Genomic DNA, 22023 nt, shown 5'->3' with positions numbered 1-22023 from the left:
ACGGCGACGGTCGCGGCGCCCGGAGCGCCCCCGCCGCTCCGCAGGGCCGCCCGGACGGTGCCCGGCTCCAGCCCCGTACGGTCCGCGAGCCGGTCCTCCGTCAGCCCGGCCCGGACCAGCCCGTCCTGCAACAGCGCACGCAGCTCGCCGAGTTCCCCCGACCCGCCGCCGCCGTCCACCCCACCCACCCGAACCCCTGTCCCGCTCACCCGCACGTCCGACGGTGTTCATCTTCGTCCGGCCGGGCCACGGCGGGCACCGTTTTCGGGATCTTCGGCCGTGTCAGCCTCCTCTTCTTCCCAGGGAAGCCGCTGTGGACCGCGCGGCCGGGCGTGCGCAGTGGTCGACGCCCGGAGCGGAGCGGTCAATTCCCGGGGCGGGGCTGGTCCAGCACGCTCAGGCAGTGGGCCCGGGCCGGGGCGGACAGCAGCGGACTCCACCGGGTGAAGAGGTCGAGCAGGTCGGCGCCGTGGCGCAGGCGGACCTCCGCGCTGATCGCGGCGATGTCGAGCTCGTTGGCGGCAGTGAGTTCGGCGAAGTCCCGTCGCGCTTCGAGGCTCGGACGCGTCGCCGCGCCGGTGAACCGATCGACGAACGTTCCTCGTTCGTCGGCCAGTTCGCGGTAGGAGGACCGGCGGTCGCAGGAGGCGTAGAAGTAGACGAGCGCTTCGGCCTCGGTGCCGATCGCCTCGACCAGTTCCGCCCGACGCTCCAGGTCCAGCAGCGCGACCGGGAACCCGTCGGTCCCGTAGAACGCGTGGCACAGCCCGGCCGACACCAACGCCGGGCGAGCGCCCCACGAGGCGAGGAGCTCGCCGACCCGCTGCAGGTGCGCCAGCAGTGTTCCGCCGGGGTGCTCGATCCGCTCGGCTCCGGCCGCCTGCAAGATCGCCAGCGCTGCTGCGGTCATCTCAGTACCACCCGTTCGAACGAGCATCGCATGAGGGGGAATCAACTCCGATCGTAGGACGGAAGCCGACGATCATCCCGCAGTGGGGTCAGCCCGTTCGACCGGTGGCCCGCGCTCGAAGCGGATGCCGTCGGAGCGGCTGCGGTGGACGTGGAAGCTGCACAGCGTCCGGGCCTGTGGTGGCGGCCCCGCCCTGGAGGCTTGTCCTTCGAAGGGCTTCGACCTGCCGGGTGCGCCGACAGCAACTGCCGTTCGTTGGAAGGACCGTACCGGCTTCACCCGGCCGGGTCGGCCGCATCGCGCTCTCCGCGGCGGCGCTGGTAGTAGGCGTACGTCAGGGCCAGGAGCAGAGGGCCCCACAGGCTCAGTGGGAGACCGGCCGCGAGCCCGAGGGCCTTCCACCAGCCGTTGGAGTACTCGACGAGGGGGGCTCCGAGGTGGAGCAGGGCGAGCGGCAGTTGGCCCCACAGCGCGGTCAGGGCCAGGCCGCCCAGGGTGGCGGGGACGATCGCCGCGAGCGGTGGGACGCGTCGGCCGCCGATGCCGGGAATCCAGGACGGAACCGTTTCGCCCCAGCCGGCCACCAGGCCGTAGGAGAGGTGGGCGAGCCCTTCGGCGAGGAGGCTGAGTCCGAAGACGTAGAGGATCACCCACCAGTGCCAGGTCTTGTGGACGGCGTAGACCTGGCCCATGTCGTAGTCGAAGGCGAACGGCAGGCGCCACAGGCACGAGGGCAGGACGATCAGGGGTATGAGCCGCGCGCAGCGGACAGCCCACCTGGGAACCGGCCGCGCGGTACCGCCGACCGTCGGGGAAGGGTGAAGCGTCTTGAATCGCATGGGTCGATCCTCTCCGCCCGGCGGGCGCCGGGGATCGGCCTGAAGCAGGGTCAGATTCTCGCCCCGGAGAAGGGCACCGACTCCTCCGCCAGGAGGACGACCGCGACTGCGGAAGGCTCATCGGCATCACGCTTCCAAGTCCGTTACGGCTAGGACCGGTTGGGCCGTAGGGCCTGCCCGGGCAAGGGCGGCACCGCGTGCAAGAGGGCCGCCGCCCAGCGGCCCGGTAGGTGCAGCAGGCGTGGCGGACACCGCCGGCTCGAACAACTTCCGTGGTTTCGTCAGAGGCCGGGCGCGCCGCGACCGTCACGCGCCGGGGCGCGGAGCGGCGTTGCCACCGCTTCCCGCCCGGACCGAAAATCGATCGTACGGAGACTCGGCGGTCGGCAGGATACTGACATGGATCAGGTGTTCGCGGTTGCGTGGCAGTACGTCGTCGGCGTCGTCGAGTCGGCGGACCTGCCGATGCAGGCGGCCCGGTTGCTGGCCGCCGGCCTGGATTCGCCCGCGCTGCGCGACCTGGCCGGGCGCAGCAGGGCGGAGGACACGACGGAGCTTGCGGTGCTGTTCCGGCAGGCGGTGCACGAGTTGGGCAGCTCCGTGCCCGACGAGGAGACCGCCGAACGGTGCCTGCTCCACCACTTGGCGGGCGGCCTCGCAGCGGGGGTGAAAACCCCCGGCGAGGTGGCGGCGAGGGTCTGGCAGGGCTTGACGGCGGCGCAGACCGGGGCGGAGCACGAGTTCCTCCGGGCCGTGAGCGACGAGTACTACGTCGAGTACATCGCGGACGGGCAGCCGGAGTCCTTCCGGGCCTGGGAGGCCGAGCTCCGCGCCGCCGCCCAGCGGCTCAGCCGGACGACGGCCACGGAGATCCGCGCTCTCCGGGAGGAGGCCGAGAGGGCTTCCCGCGCCGAATGACGAGCTCTTCGGGGCGGCGCCAGGAATCGTCCGGCAGGCGGTGGCAGGCAACGGCGCCGGCGGTGGTGCGGGTGCGTTGCGGGGCGCGGGGGAGAGGCCGAGTTCGGTGGCGCCGCGCGACGGCCACCACGGGGCGGGTGAGGGGAGGGACGGCTGACCGGGGCGCGGCGGGCGGCGGGAGGAGGGACGTCGTCGGCAGCGGTGCGCCCGGGACCGTTCCGGCGCCGGGGCGGCGGGCCGCCAGGGGGCGGGGGCTCACTCGGGCGGGCGGTTCGGGTCGACGGTCGGGGGGTGGGGCGGAAAGGTGGTGGGGAGGGCCGAGCGGAGAGGGGCGGGGCGGTGGACGGGCGTGGCGAGCAGCGGGACCCCGGGGAGGACCTGCGCCGTACCGTCCGGCGGCTGCGCGAGGAGCAGCGCGGGCCCGCCCCGGTCGGCGCGCCGCCGGCGCAGGCGGCGCCCGTGCCGCCGGAGCCGCCCCGGCCGCCGGAGGATGACCTGCGGCGCCTGCTGGACGCCGTGCCGCAGGCCGCCGTGCTCACGGCGCCGGTGCGGGACACCACGGGCACGGTCCGCGACCTGGTCGTGCTGGTCGTCAACGAGGCGGCCGCCCGGCACCCGCAGCACCCCGGACCGGTCCCGGACGGCGGCGGGCCCTCGCTGCGGGAGGCGTACCCGGGGCTGTGGAGCGCGACCTTCGCGGGTACGGCGGCCGAGGTGCTGCGCACCGGTCTCGCGGCCCGGGCCGTCCCGGTGCGCTGGGAGGCGGTCGCCGCCGACGGCGGGGTCCGGATCAGCCGGGAGCGGGTGACCGTGCACCGGCTGGGCCGTCGGCTGCTGCTGGTGTGGACCGACGACCGGACCGAGGAGGTGGCCCGCGCCGCGCAGCGGATCGCCCGGGTCGGCTGGGTCGAGTGGAGCCTGCGCGACGGCCGGCTCGACGTCTCCCCGGGCCTGGCCGTCCTGCTCGGCCTGCCGCCGGACGCGCCGACCGTCCCCACCGGCCGGGCGCTCGGCCGGATCACCGAGACCAGCCGGCCCGCGCTCTACCGGGCCCTGGACCGGCTGCTCAGCACCGGCGAGGACATCGACCTGCTGGTCGAGGCGTACGGCGACGGGCGCCGCCGCCGCATCCGGCTGGTCGCGGAGGTGGTCCGGGAGGACGGCGGCCCGATCGAGGGACTGCGGGCCGTGCTCCAGGACGTCACCGAACTCGCCGAGAGCCGAAGGCTGTTGCGGGCCCAGGAGGAGGAGACGGAGCGCCAGGCCCGGCGGGCCGACGCCGAACACCGGGTGGTCCAGCGGCTGCAGGACGCCCTGCAGCCGCGCTCCGCCACCCTCGACGGGCTCGGCGTCAGCACCGCCGCCGCCTACCGCCCGGCCGAGGCACGGGTCGGCGGCGACTGGTACAAGGTGCGCCAACTCCCGGACGGACAAGTGCTGTTGGCGGTCGGCGACGCACGCGGCCACGGGCTGGACGCGGTCGCGCTGATGTCGATGCTGCGGCACGCGCTGGCCGGGCTGGCGTTCACCGGGGCGCTGGTGGAGTCGCTCGGCGGCTGGCTGAATCGGATCGCCTGCGACGAGGGCGACGAGGCCACCGCCACCGCGATCGTCTCCCGCTACTACCCCGACCGGCGCCTGCTGCGCTGGATCTGCGCCGGCCACCCCCCACCGGTGCTGCTCCGGGACGGCCGCGCCACCGTCCTGGAACCCGACACCGGCCCGCCGTTCGGCGTGCTGCCGAACATCGGCTACGGCGCGGTCGAGACGGACGTCCGTCCCGGCGACACCGTGCTGCTGTACACCGACGGCCTGGTCGAGCGCCGCGACCAGGACATCGACGACCGCCTCACCGCGCTCTGCGCCACCGTCGAACGGCTCGCCGCCGAGGACCGCTCCACCGGGCCCGACCTGCAGGAACTCGTCGACGCCGTGGTGTGGGAGATGTCCGGCCCGCTCTCCGAGGACGACGCGACGCTGCTGGCCTTCCGCTTCGACGACTGACCGGGTGACAGCGGGGGCCGACAGGACCCGGCAGCCCCGCGGACCCGCCGGGCCCGGCGGCCCGTCAGGCGTGCGGGACGACCGCGACCGGGGACTGCGCGTGGTGGATCACCGCGTGGGTGACGCCGCCCAGCCGGGTGCCCAGCGGCAGCGGACGGGTCCGGCGGCCGACCACCACCAGGTCCGACGTGGCCGAGGCCTCGACCAGCGCCGCCGCGCCGCCCCCGGTGCGGACGTCCTCCAGCACCAGCGTCCGCGGGTACTTCTCCCGCCACGGGGCGACCGCCTCGGCGACCATCGTCTCCGCCAGCGAACCCAGTTCCGTCCGCTCCGTCTCCACCGGGACCCACCCCGCGTAGCCGTACACCGGCGGCAGCTCCCAGCCGTGCACCACCCGCACCCGGGCCCCGCGCAGCTGCGCCGCCTCGAACGCGAACTCCAGGACCGCGTCCGCCGGTTCGAGCGCGTCGAAGCCGACCGTGACCTCCGGCTCGTGCGACTCGGGCTCCGGCCGGCCCTCCCGGACCAGCACCACCGGGGTCGTCGCACGGCCCGCCACGCCGAGGCTCACCGAGCCGACCAGCAGCCCGTGGAACCCGCCCAGGCCCCGGGTGCCGATCACCAGCAGCTGCCCCTGCCCGGCCGTCTCCACCAGGCCGTCGATCGCCGCGTCCGGCACCAGCTCGTGCTCCACCGCCAGGCCCGGGTACGCGGCCGCCAGCTCCCGGGCGACCTCGTCCAGCATGCTGCGGGCACCCGCCTCCAGATCGTCCAGGGCCACCAGGTCGTTCGCCTTGCGTCCGAGGAACGGCCGGGCGTGCAGCAGCCGCAGCGGCGCTTCCCGCCGACCCGCCTCCTGGGCGGCCCAGTGCGCGGCGGCCCGGCTGCGGACGGACGCGTCGACTGCGGCGAGAACGGGACGAGTCATGGCGGTGCCTTCCCTGTGCGAATCCCCGCGGGCCACGGCCGCCCGCACCTGGGGTCGCGGCCCACTCTGCTCCCGCCCCCGCCCGGGCACCAGGGCCGCCGGGCCCGGCGGGGGAGGGCCGTTGGTCCCGCCCGGGACGCGGGGCACGGGCGCATCCTGGAGGGGGAGAACCGGTGGCCCGGCCGATCCCCCGCCGACCCTCCATCGGCTCTCCGCCGATGTCCCGCCGATGTCCCGCCGATTCCCACGGGAGGTGACCGAAGTGACCACCGAACACGCCCCCGCGAGCGTTCCGGCGACCGCCCCAGCACCTGCGACAGCCCCCGCGACCGCGCTCGCGCAGCGCTTCGCCGACCGCCTCGCCGACCTCGGACTCACCGAGGCGCAGGCCGCCGCGAAAGCCGGCATGTCGACCGCCTACCTGCACCGGGTCCTGGAGCTCGACCGCGCCTTCGACCCGCCCGCGCTGCTGCGGCTGGCCGCCGTCCTCGGCCTGGAGTACCGGGAACTGGTGACCGGACCCCCGGAGGACCACGCCCCGGGCCGGGCGAGCGACCTCGCAAGCGGCTCCGCGAACGCCCCCGCAGTGGCGGGACCGCCCGTGCTCGGCGAGTTGACCGTCGACGAGTGCTGGCAGCGCCTGGGCAGCAGCGGCCTCGGCCGGATCGCCCGCAACGGCCCCGACGGCCCCCTGGTGCGCCCCGTCGGCTACCTCGTGCACGACCGCACCGTGCTCTACCGCACCGACGCGGACGGCCCGCTCTCGCCCCGCCCGAACGGCGGCACCCCGTCCGACACCGTCGCGTTCGAGGTCGACCGCGCCGACCGCGACCTCGACCAGGGCTGGAGCGTCCTGCTGACCGGCCCGCTGGAGTACGTCACCGAACCCGCGCTGCTCGCCGAACTCCCGCAGCCCCCGGCCCACGGCCGCTGGGTCCGGCTGACTCCCGCCACCGTCACCGGCCGCAGCATCCGCTCCGTCCGGCGCTGAACCGCATCCGGTGCGGCATCCACCGGGACGGGCCACGGGGCGACGCCGGGCCCGGCCGCCTCTCGGGGAAGTGACGGCCGGGCCCGGCGGCCACCGTGCGGACGGACCCGGCGATCCGTCGCGTGGCCCCCGCGCCCCCGGCGGTTCGTCCCGCCCACACGGGGACGACCTCCGCCGGTCGGAGCCGGCGTTCGCGCCGTGCCTCCCGGTCCGCGGGGGGAGCCCCCGTGCCGACCACGCTAGGCGGACCGGCCGGGGCGGAGTTGGCGATCCGTCGACAGCGGCCAGGCAATCCGTGCACCCGGCACCGGGCGGGCGCCCCGGACGATCCGTTCCGGGCCGGGCGACGAATGGTCCGCGAGGGGGCGCAAGGGGGTACACGGAGGAGGTCGTGACGTGCGATGTCTGGTGACCGGGGCGACCGGATACCTGGGCGGCCGACTGGTGCCCGAACTGCTGGCGTCCGGATTCCACGTGCGCTGCCTGGCCCGCGACCCGGCCCGGCTGCGCGACCACCCCTGGCGGGCGTCCGTCGAGGTCGTGGCCGGCGACGTGACCCGCCCCGACAGCCTGGACGGGGCCTTCGAGGGCGTCGACGTCGCCTACTACCTGGTGCACTCGCTCGGCGGCGGAGCGGACTTCGAGACCGTCGACCGGGACGCCGCCCGCGCCTTCGGACGGGCCGCCGCCGCGGCCGGCGTCCGGCGGATCGTCTACCTCGGCGGACTCGTCCCGCCCGACGTGCCGGAGGGCACGCTCTCCCCGCACCTGCGCTCCCGGGTCGCCACTGGGCGGGCGCTGCGCGCGGGCGGCACCCCCGTCACCGAACTGCGGGCCGCCGTGGTGATCGGCTCCGGCTCCGCCTCCTTCGAGATGCTGCGCCACCTCACCGAGCGGCTGCCCGTCATGGTGACCCCGCGCTGGGTCGACACCCGCATCCAGCCGATCGCCGTCCGCGACGTGCTGCGCCTGCTGGTCGCCGCCGCCGGACTGCCCGACACCCCCGACACCGACCGGGCCTTCGACATCGGCGGACCCGAGGTGCTCACCTACCGCGCCATGATGCAGCGCTACGCCCGGCTGGCCGGCCTGCACCGGCGGACCATCCTCGCCGTGCCCGTGCTCACCCCCGGGCTGTCCTCGCACTGGGTCGGTCTGGTCACCCCCGTGCCGAGCGGCCTGGCCCGCCCGCTGGTGGAGTCGCTGCGCTACGAAGTGGTCTGCTCCGAACGGGACTTGGCGAAATGGATTCCCGACCCGCCGGGTGGCCCGGTCGGCTTCGACGCGGCCGTCTCGCTCGCGCTGCGCCGGGTCAGCGACGACGAGGTGGTCACCCGCTGGTCCTCCGCCTCGCTGCCCGGCGCGCCCAGCGACCCGCTGCCCACCGACCCCGACTGGGCTGGCAGCAGCCTCTACCGGGACGTCCGCGAACGCCGGGTCGACGCCCCGCCGGAGGCGCTGTGGCGGGTGGTCGAGGGCATCGGCGGCACCAACGGCTGGTACTCCTTCCCGCTCGCCTGGGCGGTCCGCGGCGCCCTCGACCGGGTGGCCGGTGGCGTCGGGCTGCGCCGCGGCCGCCGCTCGCCCGGGCGGCTGAGGGTCGGCGACTCGCTGGACTTCTGGCGGGTCGAGGAGATCGAACCGGGCCGGCTGCTGCGGCTGCGCGCGGAGATGCGCCTGCCCGGCCTGGCCTGGCTGGAACTCACCGTCACCCCCGACGGCACCGGCTCCCGCTACCGCCAGCGCGCCCTCTTCCACCCGCACGGCCTGGCCGGCCAGGTCTACTGGTGGTCGGTGGCCCCGTTCCACGCGGTCGTCTTCGGCGGCATGGCCCGCAACATAGCGGCCCGCGCGGAGCGCGACGCCTGAGCGCGACGCCTGAGCGCGGTGCCGGGCTGTTCCGCTCCGCGGCCGGTCGGAATGCGCTTTCCCGTTGTCCTCCCGGGCTGACAGAATCCGGCGTCCGATCTTGTACGACCGTCCCAGGAGAACCCCACCGTGGCCAGAACCGGCCTGCTCGTCCTCCCGCTCACCGTCCTGCTGGCCGCCCTCGCCGTCGGCTGCACCTCGGCCCCCGCCACGCCCGGGACGGCCGCCGACTCGCCCAAGCAGGTGCTGCCCGTCGCGCCCTCGGTCGCCGACCCGGCGCTCCCGTCGCCGGAGCCGAAGTCGACCACGGTGCCGAAGCGCGACGAGGAGACCTACCTGGCCGTGGTGCGTGCCTCCGACCCGGAGCAGCACGAGTTCCAGGGCCGCTCCGACCAGCAACTGCTGGCGGTCGGCGACGGCTGGTGCGGGCGGGTGGCCCCCGGTGCCGCGCTGGCCGACAGCGCCCAGTGGATCGTCGGCCAGGGGTACACCACCCGGCAGGCGCTGGCGATCCTCTCGACGGCGCAGGTCAACCTCTGCGGTGCGAAGTACGACCTGGTGATGAAGTGGCTCAAGGACGGCACCCCGGGCTTCGCCGTCTAGGAGCGTCGCCTATGGGCCCGGGCCGGCCCCGCCGCCGGTGTCGGTCGGGCGGCGAGGTCGGAGGGAATGCGGGGTCAGCCGGCCTTCCAGAAGCGGACCGAGTCGATGGTGATGTCGGCGGAGGAGCCGACCGCCGGGGTGGTGCCGCCGAGGGCGGTCTCGGACTGCAGGACCCAGTGCATCGGGGTGTTCGGGACCCGCGAGGTGGAGTGGCCGATCAGCTTGCCGTCCAGGTAGAACTTCAGGTCGTTGGCCTGCCACTCGATCCGGCTGACGTGCCAGGCGCCGGCCACCGGAGTACCGGCGTTGTAGGCGTCCTGGTCGCTGCCGGCCGTCGCGCCCTGGCGGTGCATGAAGGCGCCGACGTTGCCGCACAGGTCGCCCTCGGGGAAGTCGATCTCACCGTCGCGCGGCCAGGTGTAGGAGTCCGGCCAGAGCAGCCACGCCACCTTGTAGCCGGTCGCGCAGGTCGCCTTCCAGGTGACCTCGTAGGTGCCGTAGGTGGTGTTCTGCGGCAGCTTCGGGGTGGGGGCGGCGACCCAGGTCCCGGCGCCGTCCCGGTTGAGGTGGATGTTCAGCTGCCCGTCGGCGATGGACAGCGTCCTGGCCGGGTCGTACGTGCCGTTCTTCGAGGTGTCCTTCCACCCGGACGGGTACGCCCACCACTTGGCGTCCACCGCGGCCGGCAGCCCCGTGCAGTGGCTGGTCTGCAGCGGCCCGTTGGCGCTGCAGCCGGTCCAGCCGCCGAGCGGCACCGAGGCGGCGGTGAAGTCGTCCTGCCAGGTCGGCACGCCCGGAACGGTGCCGCCCGCCGTCGGCGTCGTGGACGCGGTCGGCCGGGGCGTGGCGGTCGCGGACGGGGCGGAGGGGGCGGAGGGAGTGGCCGGAGCGGAGGCCGTCGGCGTGGCGAACGGCGACCGGCTCGGCAGCGGCGTCGTCGGGTCCGCGGACGGAGCCGGCGACTGGGCCGGCGCCGAGGTCGTGGCGGCCGTCGGGTTCGGGGACGGGGCGGACGGGCCGGTCGGCGTCGGTACGGCGGTGGTCGGTGTGCCGGTGGTCGGCGCGGCGGTGGCCCAGCTGCGGTGCTTGGCCGGGCGGTGCTGCCCGGCGGCGTCGGCGGTGTCGGGGCCGGCCAGGGCGAACGCGGCGACGGCGAGGCCGGTCGCGGCGGTCGCGGCGGCCACCCTGGCAGGGGAGGCGGAAAGGCGCATGGTGGTGTTCCTCGGCGACGCCTGCGAGGTGAGCTGTCGGGTTCGGGCCGCGCGAGTGGCCCGGCCGTCCGTGGGACGGCTTCACCCCGAGCCGCGGCCGTCCGCGGGTGTGCGGGGGCCGAGGCGTACTGACCTGGTTCCCCCGCTCCCGTCCGCTTCGTGTCTCGGTGTGCCGCTGCCGGGTGGACGGGATTGGGCGTCCCGGCCGCGGGGCCCGCAGCTCGGCGGGCGTCGGAGCAGGCTAGCTTCTGGGCGTGTATAAGACAATTGTCGCTCCGCCGGGGCGCCCGCGGAGCGCCCGAGGCGTGTCCACCGGGCGCCCGCCGCGCATTCGCCGCGCGCCCGCCGAGCATGCGCAGGGCACCCGCAGCGCTTTCGCGGGGCGCCCGGAGCCGGTCGCGGCCCGTTCGGCGGACGGCGCGCGGGGGGTTGGTTGCGGAGATGCCCCCGGAACGAGATATCTTGACGTCAAGACGTTGCAGACGTGGAAGCTGGAGCTACGGTGACTGACTCGACCATCATCTACACCCACACGGACGAGGCCCCGGCCCTCGCCACGTACTCGTTCCTGCCGGTCGTCCAGGCCTACGCCTCGACCGCCGGTGTGCGCGTGGAGACCCGGGACATCTCGCTGGCCGGTCGGATCATCGCCGTCTTCCCGGAGTACCTCCAGGAGGACCAGCGCATCGCGGACGCCCTCGCCGAGCTGGGCGAGCTGGCCAAGACCCCCGGCGCCAACATCATCAAGCTGCCGAACATCTCGGCCTCCGTCCCGCAGCTCAAGGCTGCCATCGCCGAGCTGCAGGCCCAGGGCTACGCGCTGCCCGAGTACCCGGACGACCCGCAGACCGACGAGGAGCGCGACGTCCGCGCCCGCTACGACAAGGTCAAGGGCTCCGCCGTCAACCCGGTGCTGCGCGAGGGCAACTCCGACCGCCGCGCCCCGCTGTCGGTGAAGAACTACGCCAAGACCCACCCGCACCGGATGGGCGCCTGGACGGCCGACTCGAAGACCAACGTCGCCACCATGGGCGCCAACGACTTCGCGTCCACCGAGAAGTCCACCGTCATCGCCCAGGACGGCGCGCTGCGCATCGAGCTGGTCGCCGAGGACGGCACCGTCACCGTGCTGCGCGAGAAGGTCCCGGTGCTGGCCGGCGAGGTGGTCGACGCCTCGGTGATGCGCGCCGCCGCCCTGAACGAGTTCCTGGCCGCGCAGGTCGCCCGCGCCAAGGCCGAGGGCGTGCTGTTCTCGGTGCACCTCAAGGCCACCATGATGAAGGTCTCCGACCCGATCCTGTTCGGCCACGTGGTCCGCGCCTTCTTCCCGAAGACCTTCGCCGCGTTCGGCGCCGACCTGGCCGCCGCCGGTCTGAACCCGAACAACGGCCTCGGCGGCATCCTGGCCGGCCTGGACAAGCTCCCCAACGGCGCCGAGATCAAGGCGTCCTTCGACGCCGAGCTCGCCGACGGCCCGGCCCTCGCCATGGTCGACTCCGACAAGGGCATCACCAACCTGCACGTCCCCAGCGACGTCATCGTCGACGCCTCGATGCCGGCCATGATCCGCACCTCCGGCCACATGTGGGGCCCGGACGGCAACGAGGCCGACACCCTCGCCGTCATCCCGGACAGCTCCTACGCGGGCGTCTACCAGGCCACCATCGACGACTGCCGTACCAACGGCGCCCTCGACCCGGCCACCATCGGCTCGGTCCCGAACGTCGGCCTGATGGCCCAGGCCGCCGAGGAGTACGGCAGCCACGACAAGACCTTCGAGATCCCCGCCGCCGGCACCGTCCGCCTGGTCGACGCCAACGGCGAGACCGTCCTGGAGCAGGCCGTCGCCGCCGGCGACATCTTCCGCGCCTGCCAGACCAAGGACCTGCCGATCCAGGACTGGGTCAAGCTGGCCGTCACCCGCGCCCGCGCCACCGGTGACCCGGCCGTGTTCTGGCTGGACGAGAACCGCGCCCACGACGCCGTGCTGATCGAGAAGGTCAACAAGTACCTGCCCGAGCACGACACCGAGGGCCTGGACATCCAGATCCTGTCCCCGGTCGAGGCCACCAAGCTCTCGCTGGAGCGGATCCGCCGCGGCGAGAACACCATCTCGGTCACCGGCAACGTGCTGCGCGACTACCTGACCGACCTGTTCCCGATCCTGGAGCTGGGCACCAGCGCCAAGATGCTGTCGGTCGTCCCGCTGATGGCGGGCGGCGGCCTGTTCGAGACCGGCGCCGGCGGCTCCGCCCCGAAGCACGTCCAGCAGCTGGTCAAGGAGAACTACCTGCGCTGGGACTCGCTCGGCGAGTTCTTCGCGCTGGCCGCCTCCTTCGAGCACCTGGCCGCCACCACCGGCAACGCGAGCGCCCAGGTCCTCGCCGACACCCTGGACCGCGCCACCGGCACCTTCCTCAACGAGGACAAGTCGCCCTCGCGCCGCCTCGGCGGCATCGACAACCGCGGCAGCCACCTCTACCTGGCCCTGTACTGGGCCCAGGAGCTGGCCGCCCAGACCGAGGACGCCGCGCTCGCCGCCGCGTTCGCCCCGCTCGCCGCGACCCTGGCCGAGCAGGAGCAGACCATCGTCGACGAGCTGATCGCCGTCCAGGGCCGGCCCGCCGACCTCGGCGGCTACTACCAGCCCGACCCGGCCAAGGCCGCCGCCGTGATGCGCCCGTCGAAGACCCTCAACGACGCGATCGCCACGCTGGCCTGACGCACCGTCCGCCGACGGACCGACGGGACGCCGTCGCGGGACCCCTCCGGGGGATGCCCGCGGCGGCGTCCCGCTGCCGTGTCCGCCCCGGCCCGGGGACCGCTAGGGTCGGGCGCCATGCGAATCCTTGTGCTGGGCGGTACCTCGTTCGTGGGCCGGGCCGGGAGCTGAACCCCCGTACGGGCCGTGCACGGCCCGGTCGGCGCCGTGATCCGCCGCCCGAGCACTAGGCTGCGCGCTATGCCCACGCCGCAATTCATCCTGGACCTGCGCGAGTACGTCGGCCACGATCCGCTCTGGCTCTCCGGCGTCACTGCGGTGGTGGTCGAGGATAGCCGTCTGCTGCTCAACCGCCGCTCCGACAGCGGGCGTTGGGCGCTGCTGCACGGGGTGCTGGAGCCCGGGGAGCAGCCCGCGGACGCGGTGGCGCGCGAGGTGGAGGAGGAGACGGGCGTCCGGGTCCGGCCCGAGCGGATCACCAGCATGGTCACCCTGCCGCCCATGGTATGCGCCAACGGGGACCGGGCGCAGTACCTGAACATCGCCTTCCGCTGCCGCCCGCTCGGTGGCGAGGCGCGCGTCAACGACGATGAGTCGCTGGACGTCGCCTGGTGGCCGCTGGACGCGCTGCCGCCGCTCTCCGCCAACGACGCCCTGCTGCTGGAGAAGGCGCTCGCCGACACCCCGTCCCCCTGGTTCGCCCTCGGCTGACGCCCGGCCGGAACGGCCGCGTCCCGCCCGGCCGTTGACGAACCGGTCGAGGAAACCCGTCGACGGTTCGGGAGGTGGTGGCGGGTGGTGGAGCGCTGGTACCGGGGCGACCTGCACGCGCACACGGTGCGCTCCGGCGGCGGGGAGCTGACGCCGGAGCAGCTGGTGGCGGAGGCGCGGGCCGCCGGGCTGGACTTCCTCGCCGTCACCGAGCACAACCAGCCCTTCGACGCCGGGAGTTGGCGCGACACCGGCGATCTGCTGATCGTCCCCGGGCAGGAGGTGGTGACCCGCACCGGCCACTGGCTGGCGCTCGGGGACGCTGCCGACCGGGTCGGCCCGTTCGGGGCGGAGTCCGTCGACCGGGCGCTGGGAGAGGTCCGGGCGGCGGGTGGGCTCTGTGTTGCCGCACATCCCCACGCGCCCTACCCCGGTGGGGAGTTGATGTTCCCGCTGGAGTCGTTCGACGCGGTCGAGGTGTGGAACGGGCCGTGGGGCGCGGAGTTTCCGTGGAGCACCGACAACGGGGCCGCGCTCGCCGAGTGGGGCCGCCGCCTCGGCACCGCCGTCCGCGCGGGCGCGGGCCGCACGGGCGCGGGCCACAGGGACACCGGCCGCTGGCAGCCCGCCGTCGGGAGCAGTGACGCGCACCTGGCCGGGCAGCTCGGCACCCCGCAGCTGGTGGTCCGGGCGCCGGAGCGGAGCGCCGCCGCGATCCTCGCCGCCGTCCGGGCCGGGCGCAGCTGGATCGCCGAATCCGCCACCGTGGAACTGGAGTTCACCGCCACGGCGGCCGACCGCACCGCCCTGGCCGGCGACCGGCTGGCCACCGCCGGGCGCCCCGTCGAGGTGGCCGTCCGGGTCTCCGGTGTCGCCGATCCGCTGGTCCGCTTCCACACCGTGCGCGGCCGCGCCCACACCGCCCCCGCCGGGGCGGACGGCACGGTCCGCTGGACCACGGACGCCCGCGAGAGCGCCTTCGTCCGCGTCGAACTCCGCCACCCGGACGGCCGGGTCGCCGCGCTCGGCAACCCGATCCTGCTCGCCGACTGACGCCCGATCAAAATGGTTGCGATACGTACGAGCCTTGCGCTTGAATGCCCGGATGGACTTCGAGCGCACCCGCCGCGAACCGAACCCGTGGACGCTCCCGGCCCTGGCCCTCGGCGCGGGCCTCCTGCTCGCCGGCCTGCTCCGGAACGGCTGGCTCCGGGTGATCGCCCTCCCCTTCGCCCTGCTCGCCCTGGGCCTCTCCCTCGCCGCCGTCCGCCACGCCCACCGCACCGGCAGCAGCCGCACGGCGGCCTGGCTGGCCGTACCGCTCGGCCTGACCGCCGGCCTGGTCGCCCTCGGCGGCGTCCTCTCCTCCTACGACGGCCTGTGACCGCCACCCCGCCGGGCTCGGGGGAGCTGATGCTCCGTCAGGACGGGGCCGGGCCGAGGACGATGCGTTCGGTGGTGTCGGCGGGGGTGCCGTGGGTGGTGGCGGGGCGGAGGTGTCCGGCGCGGTCGAGGGTGAACAGGAGGTCGTGGCCGGGCGGGAGGTCGCCGTCGGCGGGGCGGCGCAGGAGGGGGGCGCCCGCGGCGTGGCGGCGGGCGAGTTCGGGGCCGGTGAGGCCGGCGGGCAGCAAGGCGGTCGCGGGGGTAGCGCCGGTCACGCCAGGGCCGGGCGCGGCGGCGGGCAGCCGGTACACGGGGATGCCGGACTCGTCGTGCAGGACGGCCGCGGCCAGCGCGTTGAACTCGTCCTCGGCGGTGAGCAGGTAGACCGCGGTGATGCCCTCCTGCTCGGCGCCCTCGCCGAGCGCGGTGGCGAGCAGTTCGCCGTCGGCGAGTTCGAGCCCGGCGGCGGCGATCCGCTCGCGCTGCTCGTCCCGGCCCGCCCAGAGCAGCACGTCCAGGCCGGCCGAGCGGAGCACCCCGGCGAGTTCGACCGTCCAGGGCTCGCCGCCGACCAGCAGCGGGCGGGACCGGGCCGGGCGGGTCACCTTCAGCAGCCGGGCGACGGGGACGGCGGTCAGGCCGTACAGGGTGACGGTGGCGACGATCACCAGGAAGGTCGCGGGCAGGATCTTGTCGGCGCCCTCGAAGCCCGCCTCGGCCAGCCCCGCCGAGAAGGTCGCGGCGGTGGACGCGGCGACGATCCCGCGCGGCGCCATCCAGCCCAGGAAGGCCCGCTCGCCCTCGGACAGGCCGGTGCGGACGGTGGACAGCGCCGCCACCACCGGCCGCACCACCAGCACCAGCACGGCGACCAGCCCCAGCGCGGGCAGCAGCACCGGCCGCACCGAGGCCCAGGTGACGGTGGAGGAGATCGACACGAACAGCACGCCGACGATCAGCGAGACCAGCGTCTCGAAGAAGGTGCGGCGGGCCGGCAGGTCGAAGGCGGGGACGGTGGCGACCACCACGCCCATCACGATCGCGGCGATCAGCCCGGTGTCGTCGCGGACCGCGTCGCAGACCGCCGCGACCCCCACCACGGCCGCCAACTGGGCGCTGGTGGCCAGCACTTCGCCGAGCCGCACCCGCACCAGCAGCCACCACAGGAGCAGCGCCCCGAGCGCCCCGCCGGCCAGCCCGACGGCGACGCTGGCCGCGAACTCCAGCAGGCCGAGGCCGAACTGCCGGTGCCGTTCCTCGACCAGCGCGTGGAACACCAGCGCGCCGAGGATGCCGCCGACCGCGTCGATCAGCGAGCCCTCCCAGACCAGCACCCGCTGCACCCGCTCGGTGGGCCGGACGAAGTTCAGCAGCGGCCCGACCACGGTCGGCCCCGACACCACCAGGATCGTGCCGAGCATCGCCGCCGCCGCCCCCGACATGCCGAGCAGCGGCGCGGCCGCGAACCCGGCCGCCGGCGCGGTCAGCACGGTGCCGATCCACACCAGCCGGACCACCGTCCGCCGGGTGGCGCCGGTCAGCCGGCGCAGGTCCAGGCCCAGCCCGGCGTCGTACAGGATGACCGCGACGGCGAGCGAGACCAGCGGCGGGAAGGACGGGCCGATCAGCCGGTCGGGACGGATGTCGTCGGTGACCGCGCCCGCCGCGAAGCCCACCGGCAGCAGCACGATGATCGCGGGGACGCGCACCCGGGCGGCCAGCAGTTGGGAGGCGACCGCCAGCACCACGGTCAGCCCGGCCCCGATCAGGATCTGCTCAGAGGTCATGCGCCCATCCCATGACGGGAACCCGGCGCCCGGTCCGCCACGCGCCCGCCGGGTCCCCCGGACGGCCCACCCCTCGCCGCGTGCTCCCCTTCCGTGCCGGGCGCGCCCCCGCCGTGCTGCTGGAGCGCCGGGCGGGCGTCCGGCGGACCGCGGCGTTCCGGTGACGCTGCGCGGCGGATCGGTTACCGTTCGGGCCATGACTTCTCCGGGGAGGGCGGTCGGCGACCGCGGGACGGCTGTGGTGATCGGCGGCGGGATCGCGGGCTGCCTGGCGGCCTGGGCGCTGCGCGGCACGGCGAGCAGGATCGTGCTGGTCGAACGCGACCGGTACCCGGAGCGGCCCGACTTCCGGCCCGGCGTCCCGCAGGCCCGGCACGGGCACCTGCTGCTGGAGGCCGGGCACCGCGTCCTGGAGGAGCTGATGCCCGGCACCCGGGACGAACTCCTCGCCGCCGGCGCCACCCGGGTCCCGACCGGCGACGCGCTGGACTGGGTCACCGCCGCCGGCCGGCTCGCCGCCTGCCCGAGCGACCTGGCGTTCCTCAGCTGCACCCGCACGGTGCTCGACCACCTGGTGCTGCGCCGGGTCCGCGGCGAACCCGCCATCGAGGTCCTTGAGGGGACGGAGGCCGTCGGCCTGCTCGGCGGCCGGCCCGCCGTCACCGGCGTCCGGGTCCGCGACCGCGGCAGCGCCGACGCCGAGGTCCGCGAACTGCCCGCCGACCTGGTCGTCGACGCCACCGGGCGCGGCACCCGGGCCGAGCGCTGGTTCGAGGAACTGGGCGCCCCTGCCGTCCCTACCGAACGGGTCGACGCCGGCGTCGCCTACGCCTCCCGCTTCTACCGCCGCCCCGCCGGGCACCCGGGCCGCCCGCTCGCCCTCTACGTCCAGACCCGGGCCCCCGAGCACGGCCGCTTCGCCGTCGTGCTGCCCGTCGAGGACGACCGCTGGCTGCTCAGCGTCGGCGGCATGCGCGGCTTCGAACCCGCGCTGCACGGCGAGGAGTTCGAGCAGCAGCTCGGCCTGCTCCGGGACCCGGCGCTCGCCGCGGCGCTGGACGGCGCCGTCCCCGTCGGCCCGGCCCGCGGCTTCCTCCCCGGCCCCGGCGTGTGGCGGCACTACGAGCGCTCCGCCCCCGCCGGCTTCCTCGCCCTCGGCGACGCCTCCTGCACCTTCAACCCGGTCTACGGGCAGGGCCTGACCGTCGCCGCGCTCGGCGCCCGCGCCCTGCGCGACGCCGTCCGGCAGCACGGCGACCTCGGCCCCGCCGCCGTCCGGGCCTGCCGGCAGGCCGTCGCCGCCGCCACCCGCACCCCCTGGACGATGGCCGCCGCCGAGGACGTCCGCTTCCCCGCCACCACCGGCGGCCCCTCCGGCGCCCTGGTCCGGGTCCAGCACCGCTTCCTGGACCGGGTGCTGGCCCGCGCCACCACCGACGGGCGGGTCGCCGGGGCGTTCCAGCGGGTCGCCGCGATGGTGGAACCGCCCACCGCGCTGTTCCGTCCCTCGGTACTGGGACCGGTCCTGTTCGGCGGCTGACCCCGCCCACCGCGCCGGCGGCCGACCCTCCGTACACCGTCCGGGCGGCGGGCGGAAAACTGCCCGGCCCCCGTACCGGGCTACTACAGGCGTGTGGCAGCCTGTGTGGCGAGACCGCAGAGATCCAGTGGGGGTTCGGGCAGCGTGAACGAGATCTACTTCAGCAACAACTACCGGGACCTGTGCGAGCAGCACGGCACCGGCGCGGGCTTCCAGTTCGAGTTCTCCTGCTCGCGCTGCTACGACACCTGGCGCTCCGAGTTCGAACCCTTCCGCACCGGCCAGGCCGCGAGCTGGATCAACAAGGGCGTCAACGCCGCCTGGAGCCTGCTCGGCGGCAGCGCCACCAACGGCATCAGCAACGCCGCCGACGGCCTGGCCGGCGCCAGTTGGGGCAGCGGCCGCGACGCCGCCTTCCAGCGCGCCATCGGCAACGCCCAGCAGCACTTCCACCGCTGCGCCCGCTGCACCCACTACGTCTGCGCCCGCTGCTGGAACGCCGCCCAGGGCCTCTGCCTCGGCTGCGCCCCCGACACCGCCGCCGAGGCGCAGGCCGCCCAGCAGCGCGGCCTCAACGACGCCGTCACCCAGAACGCCTACAACCACGGCCAGAACCAGGCGCAGACCTTCGACGTCACCACCCCGCGCCAACTGGTCTGCCCGCAGTGCAACGCCGAGACCCACGGCACCCCGTTCTGCCCCGGCTGCGGCTACCGCCTCGCCCAGCCCCCGCAGTGCACCTCCTGCCACGCCGAGGTGCCCGCGAACTCCGCCTTCTGCCCCTCCTGCGGCACCAGGCGCTGACGCCCCGTCCCCGGTCCGGGTCCGTGCGCCCCGCTCGTAGGATGCGAGTGCCGGGCGCACGGCCCGACGCGGGACGGCCGCCGGCTCGGGAACGGCTCGGCCGGGGGATTCGGCCGGGGGAGGTTCGGCCGGGGCGATCCGACCGGTCCGCGCTGCCTGGTCCTGGTCACCTCGCGGCGCACCACGGCCGGCCTCGACGGCGCCGCCGTCCACCGCCCCGACGTCCCCGGCCCAGGCCCCGGTCCGCCGGGTCTCAGCGCAGCGCGTACGCCCGGTCCTGGACCAGCAGGCAGGTGAAGCCGACGCCCCACTCCTCGCGGTCGTCGCAGCGCAGCGCCCGGTCGCCGAACGCCTCGACCAGGCCGTCCGGCGGGACCACGGTGAAGTCCTCGCACTCCGGCGCCGCGAAGTGCTGGACCTCGACCAGCCCCGCGCGGGCGAACCGCGCCAGGACGGCGGTCTCGGCCGCCACGTGCGCCCGCAGCTCCTCGCCCGCCAACTCCGGCGGCAGGTCCGGGTAGTGGCCGAACGGGCCGGTCAGCCAGCCGCTCGCCTCCAGCGCGCAGACCCGGATCTGCCGCTCCTCCTCGTCCGCGAGCTCCAGCTCCAGGAAGGACGGCGGCCCGTCCGGCGGGTACGCCCGGGCCTCCCAGCGCCGCCGCCCGGCCCCGGTGGCCCGCAGCGTCACGTCCGCCCCGCCCGTCGGCGACCACAGCCAGGTCGCCGGATCGGCCGCCAGCCGCGCCAGCTCCGGCCCGGCCACCTCTGGGTCGCCCTCGCACGGGAAGCCCCCGCCGACCCGCCGCACCGTCAGCCACCCGGTCCCGACCAGCCGCAGCAGCGCCACCCCCAACTCCGGCACCCACCGCCCCTGTTCGGCGGCCGTCACACTGCGCAGCGCCGGCACCTCCGACGACCCCGACCAGCGCAGCACCGCCGCCAGGTGCTGCGGCACCCCGCCCGGCCGGTACCCGCTCACGGCCCGCCGCACCAGCACCTGCTCGGCGAGGCTCAGGCCGTCCCACTCCGCCGGCCCGGCGTCCGGGGCGTCCGGGGCGTCCGAGGCATTCGCGGTGTTCGGGGTGTTCGAGGTGTTCTCCATGGCGGAAGATCTTCGCACGCGGATCGCCGCAGGGTGGAAAGGGTTTGCCTGCGGCGGGCCGCACCAGGGCCGGGCGGGACCGACCGGGGAAGCTCAGGTGCCGACGGTGGGGAGGAGCAGGATCTGCTCCGGGTCGTAGCGGTGCCAGCGGGAGCCGGTGGTGGCGCCGAGCAGGCGCAGGCGGCACCAGAGCCGGCCCTCGGGGTCGTGCCACCAGGCGTTGATCCGGCCCACGGCCCAGGTGTCGGGCGCCTCCAGGAGGACTTCGACCGGCTGGTAGGCGGGGCGGACGTCGTCCTCCGGGGGGCACCAGGCGGCGTCGGTCTGCGGCAGCGGAGAGAGCACTGCGGGCCTCCTTCGAGTCCGGTCGGCGGGGGGCGAACAGGCTCACTCTACAGAGGTGTAGAAACTCATGGCGGGCAATCGGCCGGTGTGGCGCAAGAGCGACCCCGGGCGGCTCGTTCGCACCACCGCGCATCGCGCCGCTCCACGGTGGGCCGGCCGACTCGGGGGCGGCTCGTGCACTCGCCGGACGAATGCTGCCGAGGGCGCGGACGGAGCCGACGGGGTCGACGGAGCCGACGGGGCGTCCGGGGCCGGCGGGTCGGACGGGGCGCTCGACGCCCGGGGCGCGCCGGCCGATCCGGTGCGGCGCCGGAGCTGCCGTCAGGCGGCGGCGGCCGGTGCCGAGTCGGGGCGACGGACCGGAGCGCCCTGAACCGCGCCGGGGGCTCCGGCCCGGACGCCTTCCCCTCCCGCGACCGCCACCCGGCCCCGGCCGGGCGGTGGCCCGTCCACCCTGCCGTCGACCGGCCCGGCTCGACGACCGGTCGGTTGCGGCGCCGTCACCGCAGGTGACAAACCCGGCGACGCGGCGGGCCCGCCCCGGGATAATGGTCGGCCATGGATGAGGTCGAAGTCGTCGTCGCCCACGCCGAACGCGCCACGCTGCGGGTCGGGGACGTGTTCCTGAAGGTGGACGCCGACCGGGCCCGGGCGGCCGCCGAGGTCGAGGCGATGGCCCTCGCGCCGGTGCCGACCCCGCGCGTCCTGTGGCACCAGCCACCCGTGCTGGCGCTGGCCGCGCTCCCGGGCAGCACGCTCGGCCGACTCGGCGGCCCCGCCACCGGATCGCCGACGGCCTGGGCCGCGGCGGGCGCCGCCATCCGGCAACTCCACGACGCGCCGCTGCCGCCCCGGACCGGCCGGGCCGGACGGAGCGCCGCCGAAGTGGCCGCCGAACTCGACGCCGAGTGCGCCGCGTTGGTGGCCGAGGGCATCCTGCCCGCCGACCTGGTCACCCGCAACCGCCAGGTCGCCGAGGCCGCGTTCCGCCCCTGGACGCCCGCCTTCACCCACGGCGACCTGCAGATCGCCCACATCTTCCTGGACGGCGACCGGGTCACCGGCATCATCGACTGGTCCGAGGCGGGCCGCGGCGACCCGCTGTACGACCTCGCCACCTTCACCCTCGGCCACGAGGACCACCTCGACGACCTCCTGGCCGGCTACGGCCCAGGCGTCGACGTCGACCTCGACGTGATCCACGCCTGGTGGTCGCTGCGCAGCCTGCTCGCGATCCGCTGGCTGATCACCCACGGCTTCGACCCCCACGCCCCGGGCTGCGAGGTCGACGCCCTGCGGGCCCGGATGTGAGGACCGGGGAGGCCGCTCCCCGGAGCCGTCCGGGAGACTCCTCCC

At 75.5% G+C, this 22023-nt stretch carries 20 protein-coding genes and 1 riboswitch; of the genes, 12 read left to right on the top strand and 8 right to left on the bottom strand.

Annotated elements, in window-relative coordinates; genetic code table 11:
- From ACIOHG_RS35390 to ACIOHG_RS35380, 3 genes are all read right to left on the bottom strand, one after another.
- Positions 1 to 188: hypothetical protein (locus ACIOHG_RS35390; RefSeq protein ID WP_400957146.1), on the bottom strand; the 188-nt coding region annotated here is incomplete at its 3' end.
- A gap of 176 nt (positions 189 to 364) precedes the next feature.
- Positions 365 to 910, bottom strand: a complete 546-nt coding sequence (locus ACIOHG_RS35385; RefSeq protein ID WP_400957143.1) for a DUF6817 domain-containing protein — start codon at positions 908 to 910, stop codon at positions 365 to 367.
- A 275-nt stretch (positions 911 to 1185) separates the two neighbouring features.
- Complete coding sequence (locus ACIOHG_RS35380) at positions 1186 to 1749, bottom strand: hypothetical protein (protein WP_400957140.1); 564 nt, start codon at positions 1747 to 1749, stop codon at positions 1186 to 1188.
- 399 nt (positions 1750 to 2148) lie between these two features.
- Between ACIOHG_RS35380 and ACIOHG_RS35375 the strand changes: the two genes are divergently transcribed.
- Together ACIOHG_RS35375 and ACIOHG_RS35370 are read left to right on the top strand one after the other, a co-directional pair.
- Entirely contained in the window at positions 2149 to 2667 is a 519-nt protein-coding gene (locus ACIOHG_RS35375; RefSeq protein ID WP_400957137.1) for a hypothetical protein, read from the top strand.
- Between the two features lie 339 nt (positions 2668 to 3006).
- On the top strand, positions 3007 to 4671 hold the full coding sequence (locus ACIOHG_RS35370; RefSeq protein ID WP_400957134.1) for a PP2C family protein-serine/threonine phosphatase: 1665 nt from the start codon (positions 3007 to 3009) through the stop codon (positions 4669 to 4671).
- 64 nt (positions 4672 to 4735) lie between these two features.
- Here ACIOHG_RS35370 and ACIOHG_RS35365 read toward each other — a convergent pair whose 3' ends face one another.
- Positions 4736 to 5599, bottom strand: coding sequence for a universal stress protein (locus ACIOHG_RS35365; RefSeq protein ID WP_400957131.1), 864 nt, complete (start codon positions 5597 to 5599; stop codon positions 4736 to 4738).
- A 262-nt stretch (positions 5600 to 5861) separates the two neighbouring features.
- Between ACIOHG_RS35365 and ACIOHG_RS35360 the strand changes: the two genes are divergently transcribed.
- The 3 genes from ACIOHG_RS35360 (at position 5862) to ACIOHG_RS35350 (ending at position 9062) form a co-directional block, all read left to right on the top strand.
- Positions 5862 to 6590, top strand: coding sequence for a pyridoxamine 5'-phosphate oxidase family protein (locus ACIOHG_RS35360; protein WP_400957128.1), 729 nt, complete (start codon positions 5862 to 5864; stop codon positions 6588 to 6590).
- A 396-nt stretch (positions 6591 to 6986) separates the two neighbouring features.
- Entirely contained in the window at positions 6987 to 8459 is a 1473-nt protein-coding gene (locus ACIOHG_RS35355) for an SDR family oxidoreductase (RefSeq protein WP_400957125.1), read from the top strand.
- Positions 8460 to 8588: 129 nt separating this feature from the next.
- Positions 8589 to 9062: a DUF732 domain-containing protein gene (locus tag ACIOHG_RS35350; protein ID WP_400957123.1), complete on the top strand. Its 474-nt coding sequence runs from the start codon at positions 8589 to 8591 to the stop codon at positions 9060 to 9062.
- 74 nt (positions 9063 to 9136) lie between these two features.
- Here the strand turns inward: ACIOHG_RS35350 and ACIOHG_RS35345 are convergent, their stop codons facing one another.
- Entirely contained in the window at positions 9137 to 10273 is a 1137-nt protein-coding gene (locus ACIOHG_RS35345) for a family 16 glycosylhydrolase (protein ID WP_400957120.1), read from the bottom strand.
- A 17-nt stretch (positions 10274 to 10290) separates the two neighbouring features.
- Positions 10291 to 10443: riboswitch (cyclic di-AMP (ydaO/yuaA leader) on the bottom strand.
- Between the two features lie 332 nt (positions 10444 to 10775).
- Here ACIOHG_RS35345 and ACIOHG_RS35340 point away from each other — a divergent pair.
- From ACIOHG_RS35340 to ACIOHG_RS35325, 4 genes are all read left to right on the top strand, one after another.
- Positions 10776 to 12995 (top strand): NADP-dependent isocitrate dehydrogenase, encoded by a 2220-nt coding sequence (locus ACIOHG_RS35340; protein WP_400957117.1) that lies wholly within the window; start codon positions 10776 to 10778, stop codon positions 12993 to 12995.
- Between the two features lie 240 nt (positions 12996 to 13235).
- On the top strand, positions 13236 to 13706 hold the full coding sequence (locus ACIOHG_RS35335; protein ID WP_400957114.1) for an NUDIX hydrolase: 471 nt from the start codon (positions 13236 to 13238) through the stop codon (positions 13704 to 13706).
- 84 nt (positions 13707 to 13790) lie between these two features.
- Positions 13791 to 14759: a CehA/McbA family metallohydrolase gene (locus ACIOHG_RS35330; RefSeq protein ID WP_400957111.1), complete on the top strand. Its 969-nt coding sequence runs from the start codon at positions 13791 to 13793 to the stop codon at positions 14757 to 14759.
- 52 nt (positions 14760 to 14811) lie between these two features.
- Positions 14812 to 15090 carry a hypothetical protein gene (locus tag ACIOHG_RS35325; protein WP_400957108.1) on the top strand — a complete coding sequence of 93 codons (279 nt, stop codon included), beginning with the start codon at positions 14812 to 14814 and terminating at the stop codon, positions 15088 to 15090.
- A 37-nt stretch (positions 15091 to 15127) separates the two neighbouring features.
- Here ACIOHG_RS35325 and ACIOHG_RS35320 read toward each other — a convergent pair whose 3' ends face one another.
- On the bottom strand, positions 15128 to 16876 hold the full coding sequence (locus ACIOHG_RS35320; protein WP_400957105.1) for a sodium:proton exchanger: 1749 nt from the start codon (positions 16874 to 16876) through the stop codon (positions 15128 to 15130).
- Between the two features lie 196 nt (positions 16877 to 17072).
- On the opposite strand from ACIOHG_RS35320, the gene ACIOHG_RS35315 reads away from it, so the two are divergent.
- Positions 17073 to 18416 carry an NAD(P)/FAD-dependent oxidoreductase gene (locus ACIOHG_RS35315; protein ID WP_400957102.1) on the top strand — a complete coding sequence of 448 codons (1344 nt, stop codon included), beginning with the start codon at positions 17073 to 17075 and terminating at the stop codon, positions 18414 to 18416.
- Positions 18417 to 18560: 144 nt separating this feature from the next.
- Positions 18561 to 19220 (top strand): zinc ribbon domain-containing protein, encoded by a 660-nt coding sequence (locus ACIOHG_RS35310; protein ID WP_400957099.1) that lies wholly within the window; start codon positions 18561 to 18563, stop codon positions 19218 to 19220.
- A 253-nt stretch (positions 19221 to 19473) separates the two neighbouring features.
- Here the strand turns inward: ACIOHG_RS35310 and ACIOHG_RS35305 are convergent, their stop codons facing one another.
- Together ACIOHG_RS35305 and ACIOHG_RS35300 are read right to left on the bottom strand one after the other, a co-directional pair.
- On the bottom strand, positions 19474 to 20322 hold the full coding sequence (locus ACIOHG_RS35305; protein ID WP_400957096.1) for a hypothetical protein: 849 nt from the start codon (positions 20320 to 20322) through the stop codon (positions 19474 to 19476).
- A gap of 93 nt (positions 20323 to 20415) precedes the next feature.
- A complete protein-coding gene (locus ACIOHG_RS35300; protein ID WP_400957094.1) occupies positions 20416 to 20667 on the bottom strand; it encodes a hypothetical protein in 252 nt (83 codons plus the stop codon).
- A gap of 558 nt (positions 20668 to 21225) precedes the next feature.
- On the opposite strand from ACIOHG_RS35300, the gene ACIOHG_RS35295 reads away from it, so the two are divergent.
- Positions 21226 to 21978 carry a phosphotransferase gene (locus ACIOHG_RS35295; RefSeq protein WP_400957091.1) on the top strand — a complete coding sequence of 251 codons (753 nt, stop codon included), beginning with the start codon at positions 21226 to 21228 and terminating at the stop codon, positions 21976 to 21978.
- The last annotated feature ends 45 nt before the right edge of the window (positions 21979 to 22023 follow it).

The organism is Kitasatospora sp. NPDC088134 (genome assembly GCF_044741705.1).
GTDB lineage: Bacteria > Actinomycetota > Actinomycetes > Streptomycetales > Streptomycetaceae > Kitasatospora.
This window is presented reverse-complemented; position numbering and strand designations above follow the sequence as displayed.

What these genes read in the sequence shown, in the direction of transcription:
- ACIOHG_RS35295 (WP_400957091.1), top strand. Translation starts at nt 21,226, where the DNA reads ATGGATGAGGTCGAAGTCGTCGTCGCCCACGCCGAACGCGCCACGCTG.
- ACIOHG_RS35345 (WP_400957120.1), bottom strand. Translation starts at nt 10,273, where the DNA reads ATGCGCCTTTCCGCCTCCCCTGCCAGGGTGGCCGCCGCGACCGCCGCG.
- ACIOHG_RS35320 (WP_400957105.1), bottom strand. Translation starts at nt 16,876, where the DNA reads ATGACCTCTGAGCAGATCCTGATCGGGGCCGGGCTGACCGTGGTGCTG.
- ACIOHG_RS35305 (WP_400957096.1), bottom strand. Translation starts at nt 20,322, where the DNA reads ATGGAGAACACCTCGAACACCCCGAACACCGCGAATGCCTCGGACGCC.
- ACIOHG_RS35325 (WP_400957108.1), top strand. Translation starts at nt 14,812, where the DNA reads ATGGACTTCGAGCGCACCCGCCGCGAACCGAACCCGTGGACGCTCCCG.
- ACIOHG_RS35380 (WP_400957140.1), bottom strand. Translation starts at nt 1,749, where the DNA reads ATGCGATTCAAGACGCTTCACCCTTCCCCGACGGTCGGCGGTACCGCG.
- ACIOHG_RS35335 (WP_400957114.1), top strand. Translation starts at nt 13,236, where the DNA reads ATGCCCACGCCGCAATTCATCCTGGACCTGCGCGAGTACGTCGGCCAC.
- ACIOHG_RS35385 (WP_400957143.1), bottom strand. Translation starts at nt 910, where the DNA reads ATGACCGCAGCAGCGCTGGCGATCTTGCAGGCGGCCGGAGCCGAGCGG.
- ACIOHG_RS35375 (WP_400957137.1), top strand. Translation starts at nt 2,149, where the DNA reads ATGGATCAGGTGTTCGCGGTTGCGTGGCAGTACGTCGTCGGCGTCGTC.
- ACIOHG_RS35315 (WP_400957102.1), top strand. Translation starts at nt 17,073, where the DNA reads ATGACTTCTCCGGGGAGGGCGGTCGGCGACCGCGGGACGGCTGTGGTG.
- ACIOHG_RS35365 (WP_400957131.1), bottom strand. Translation starts at nt 5,599, where the DNA reads ATGACTCGTCCCGTTCTCGCCGCAGTCGACGCGTCCGTCCGCAGCCGG.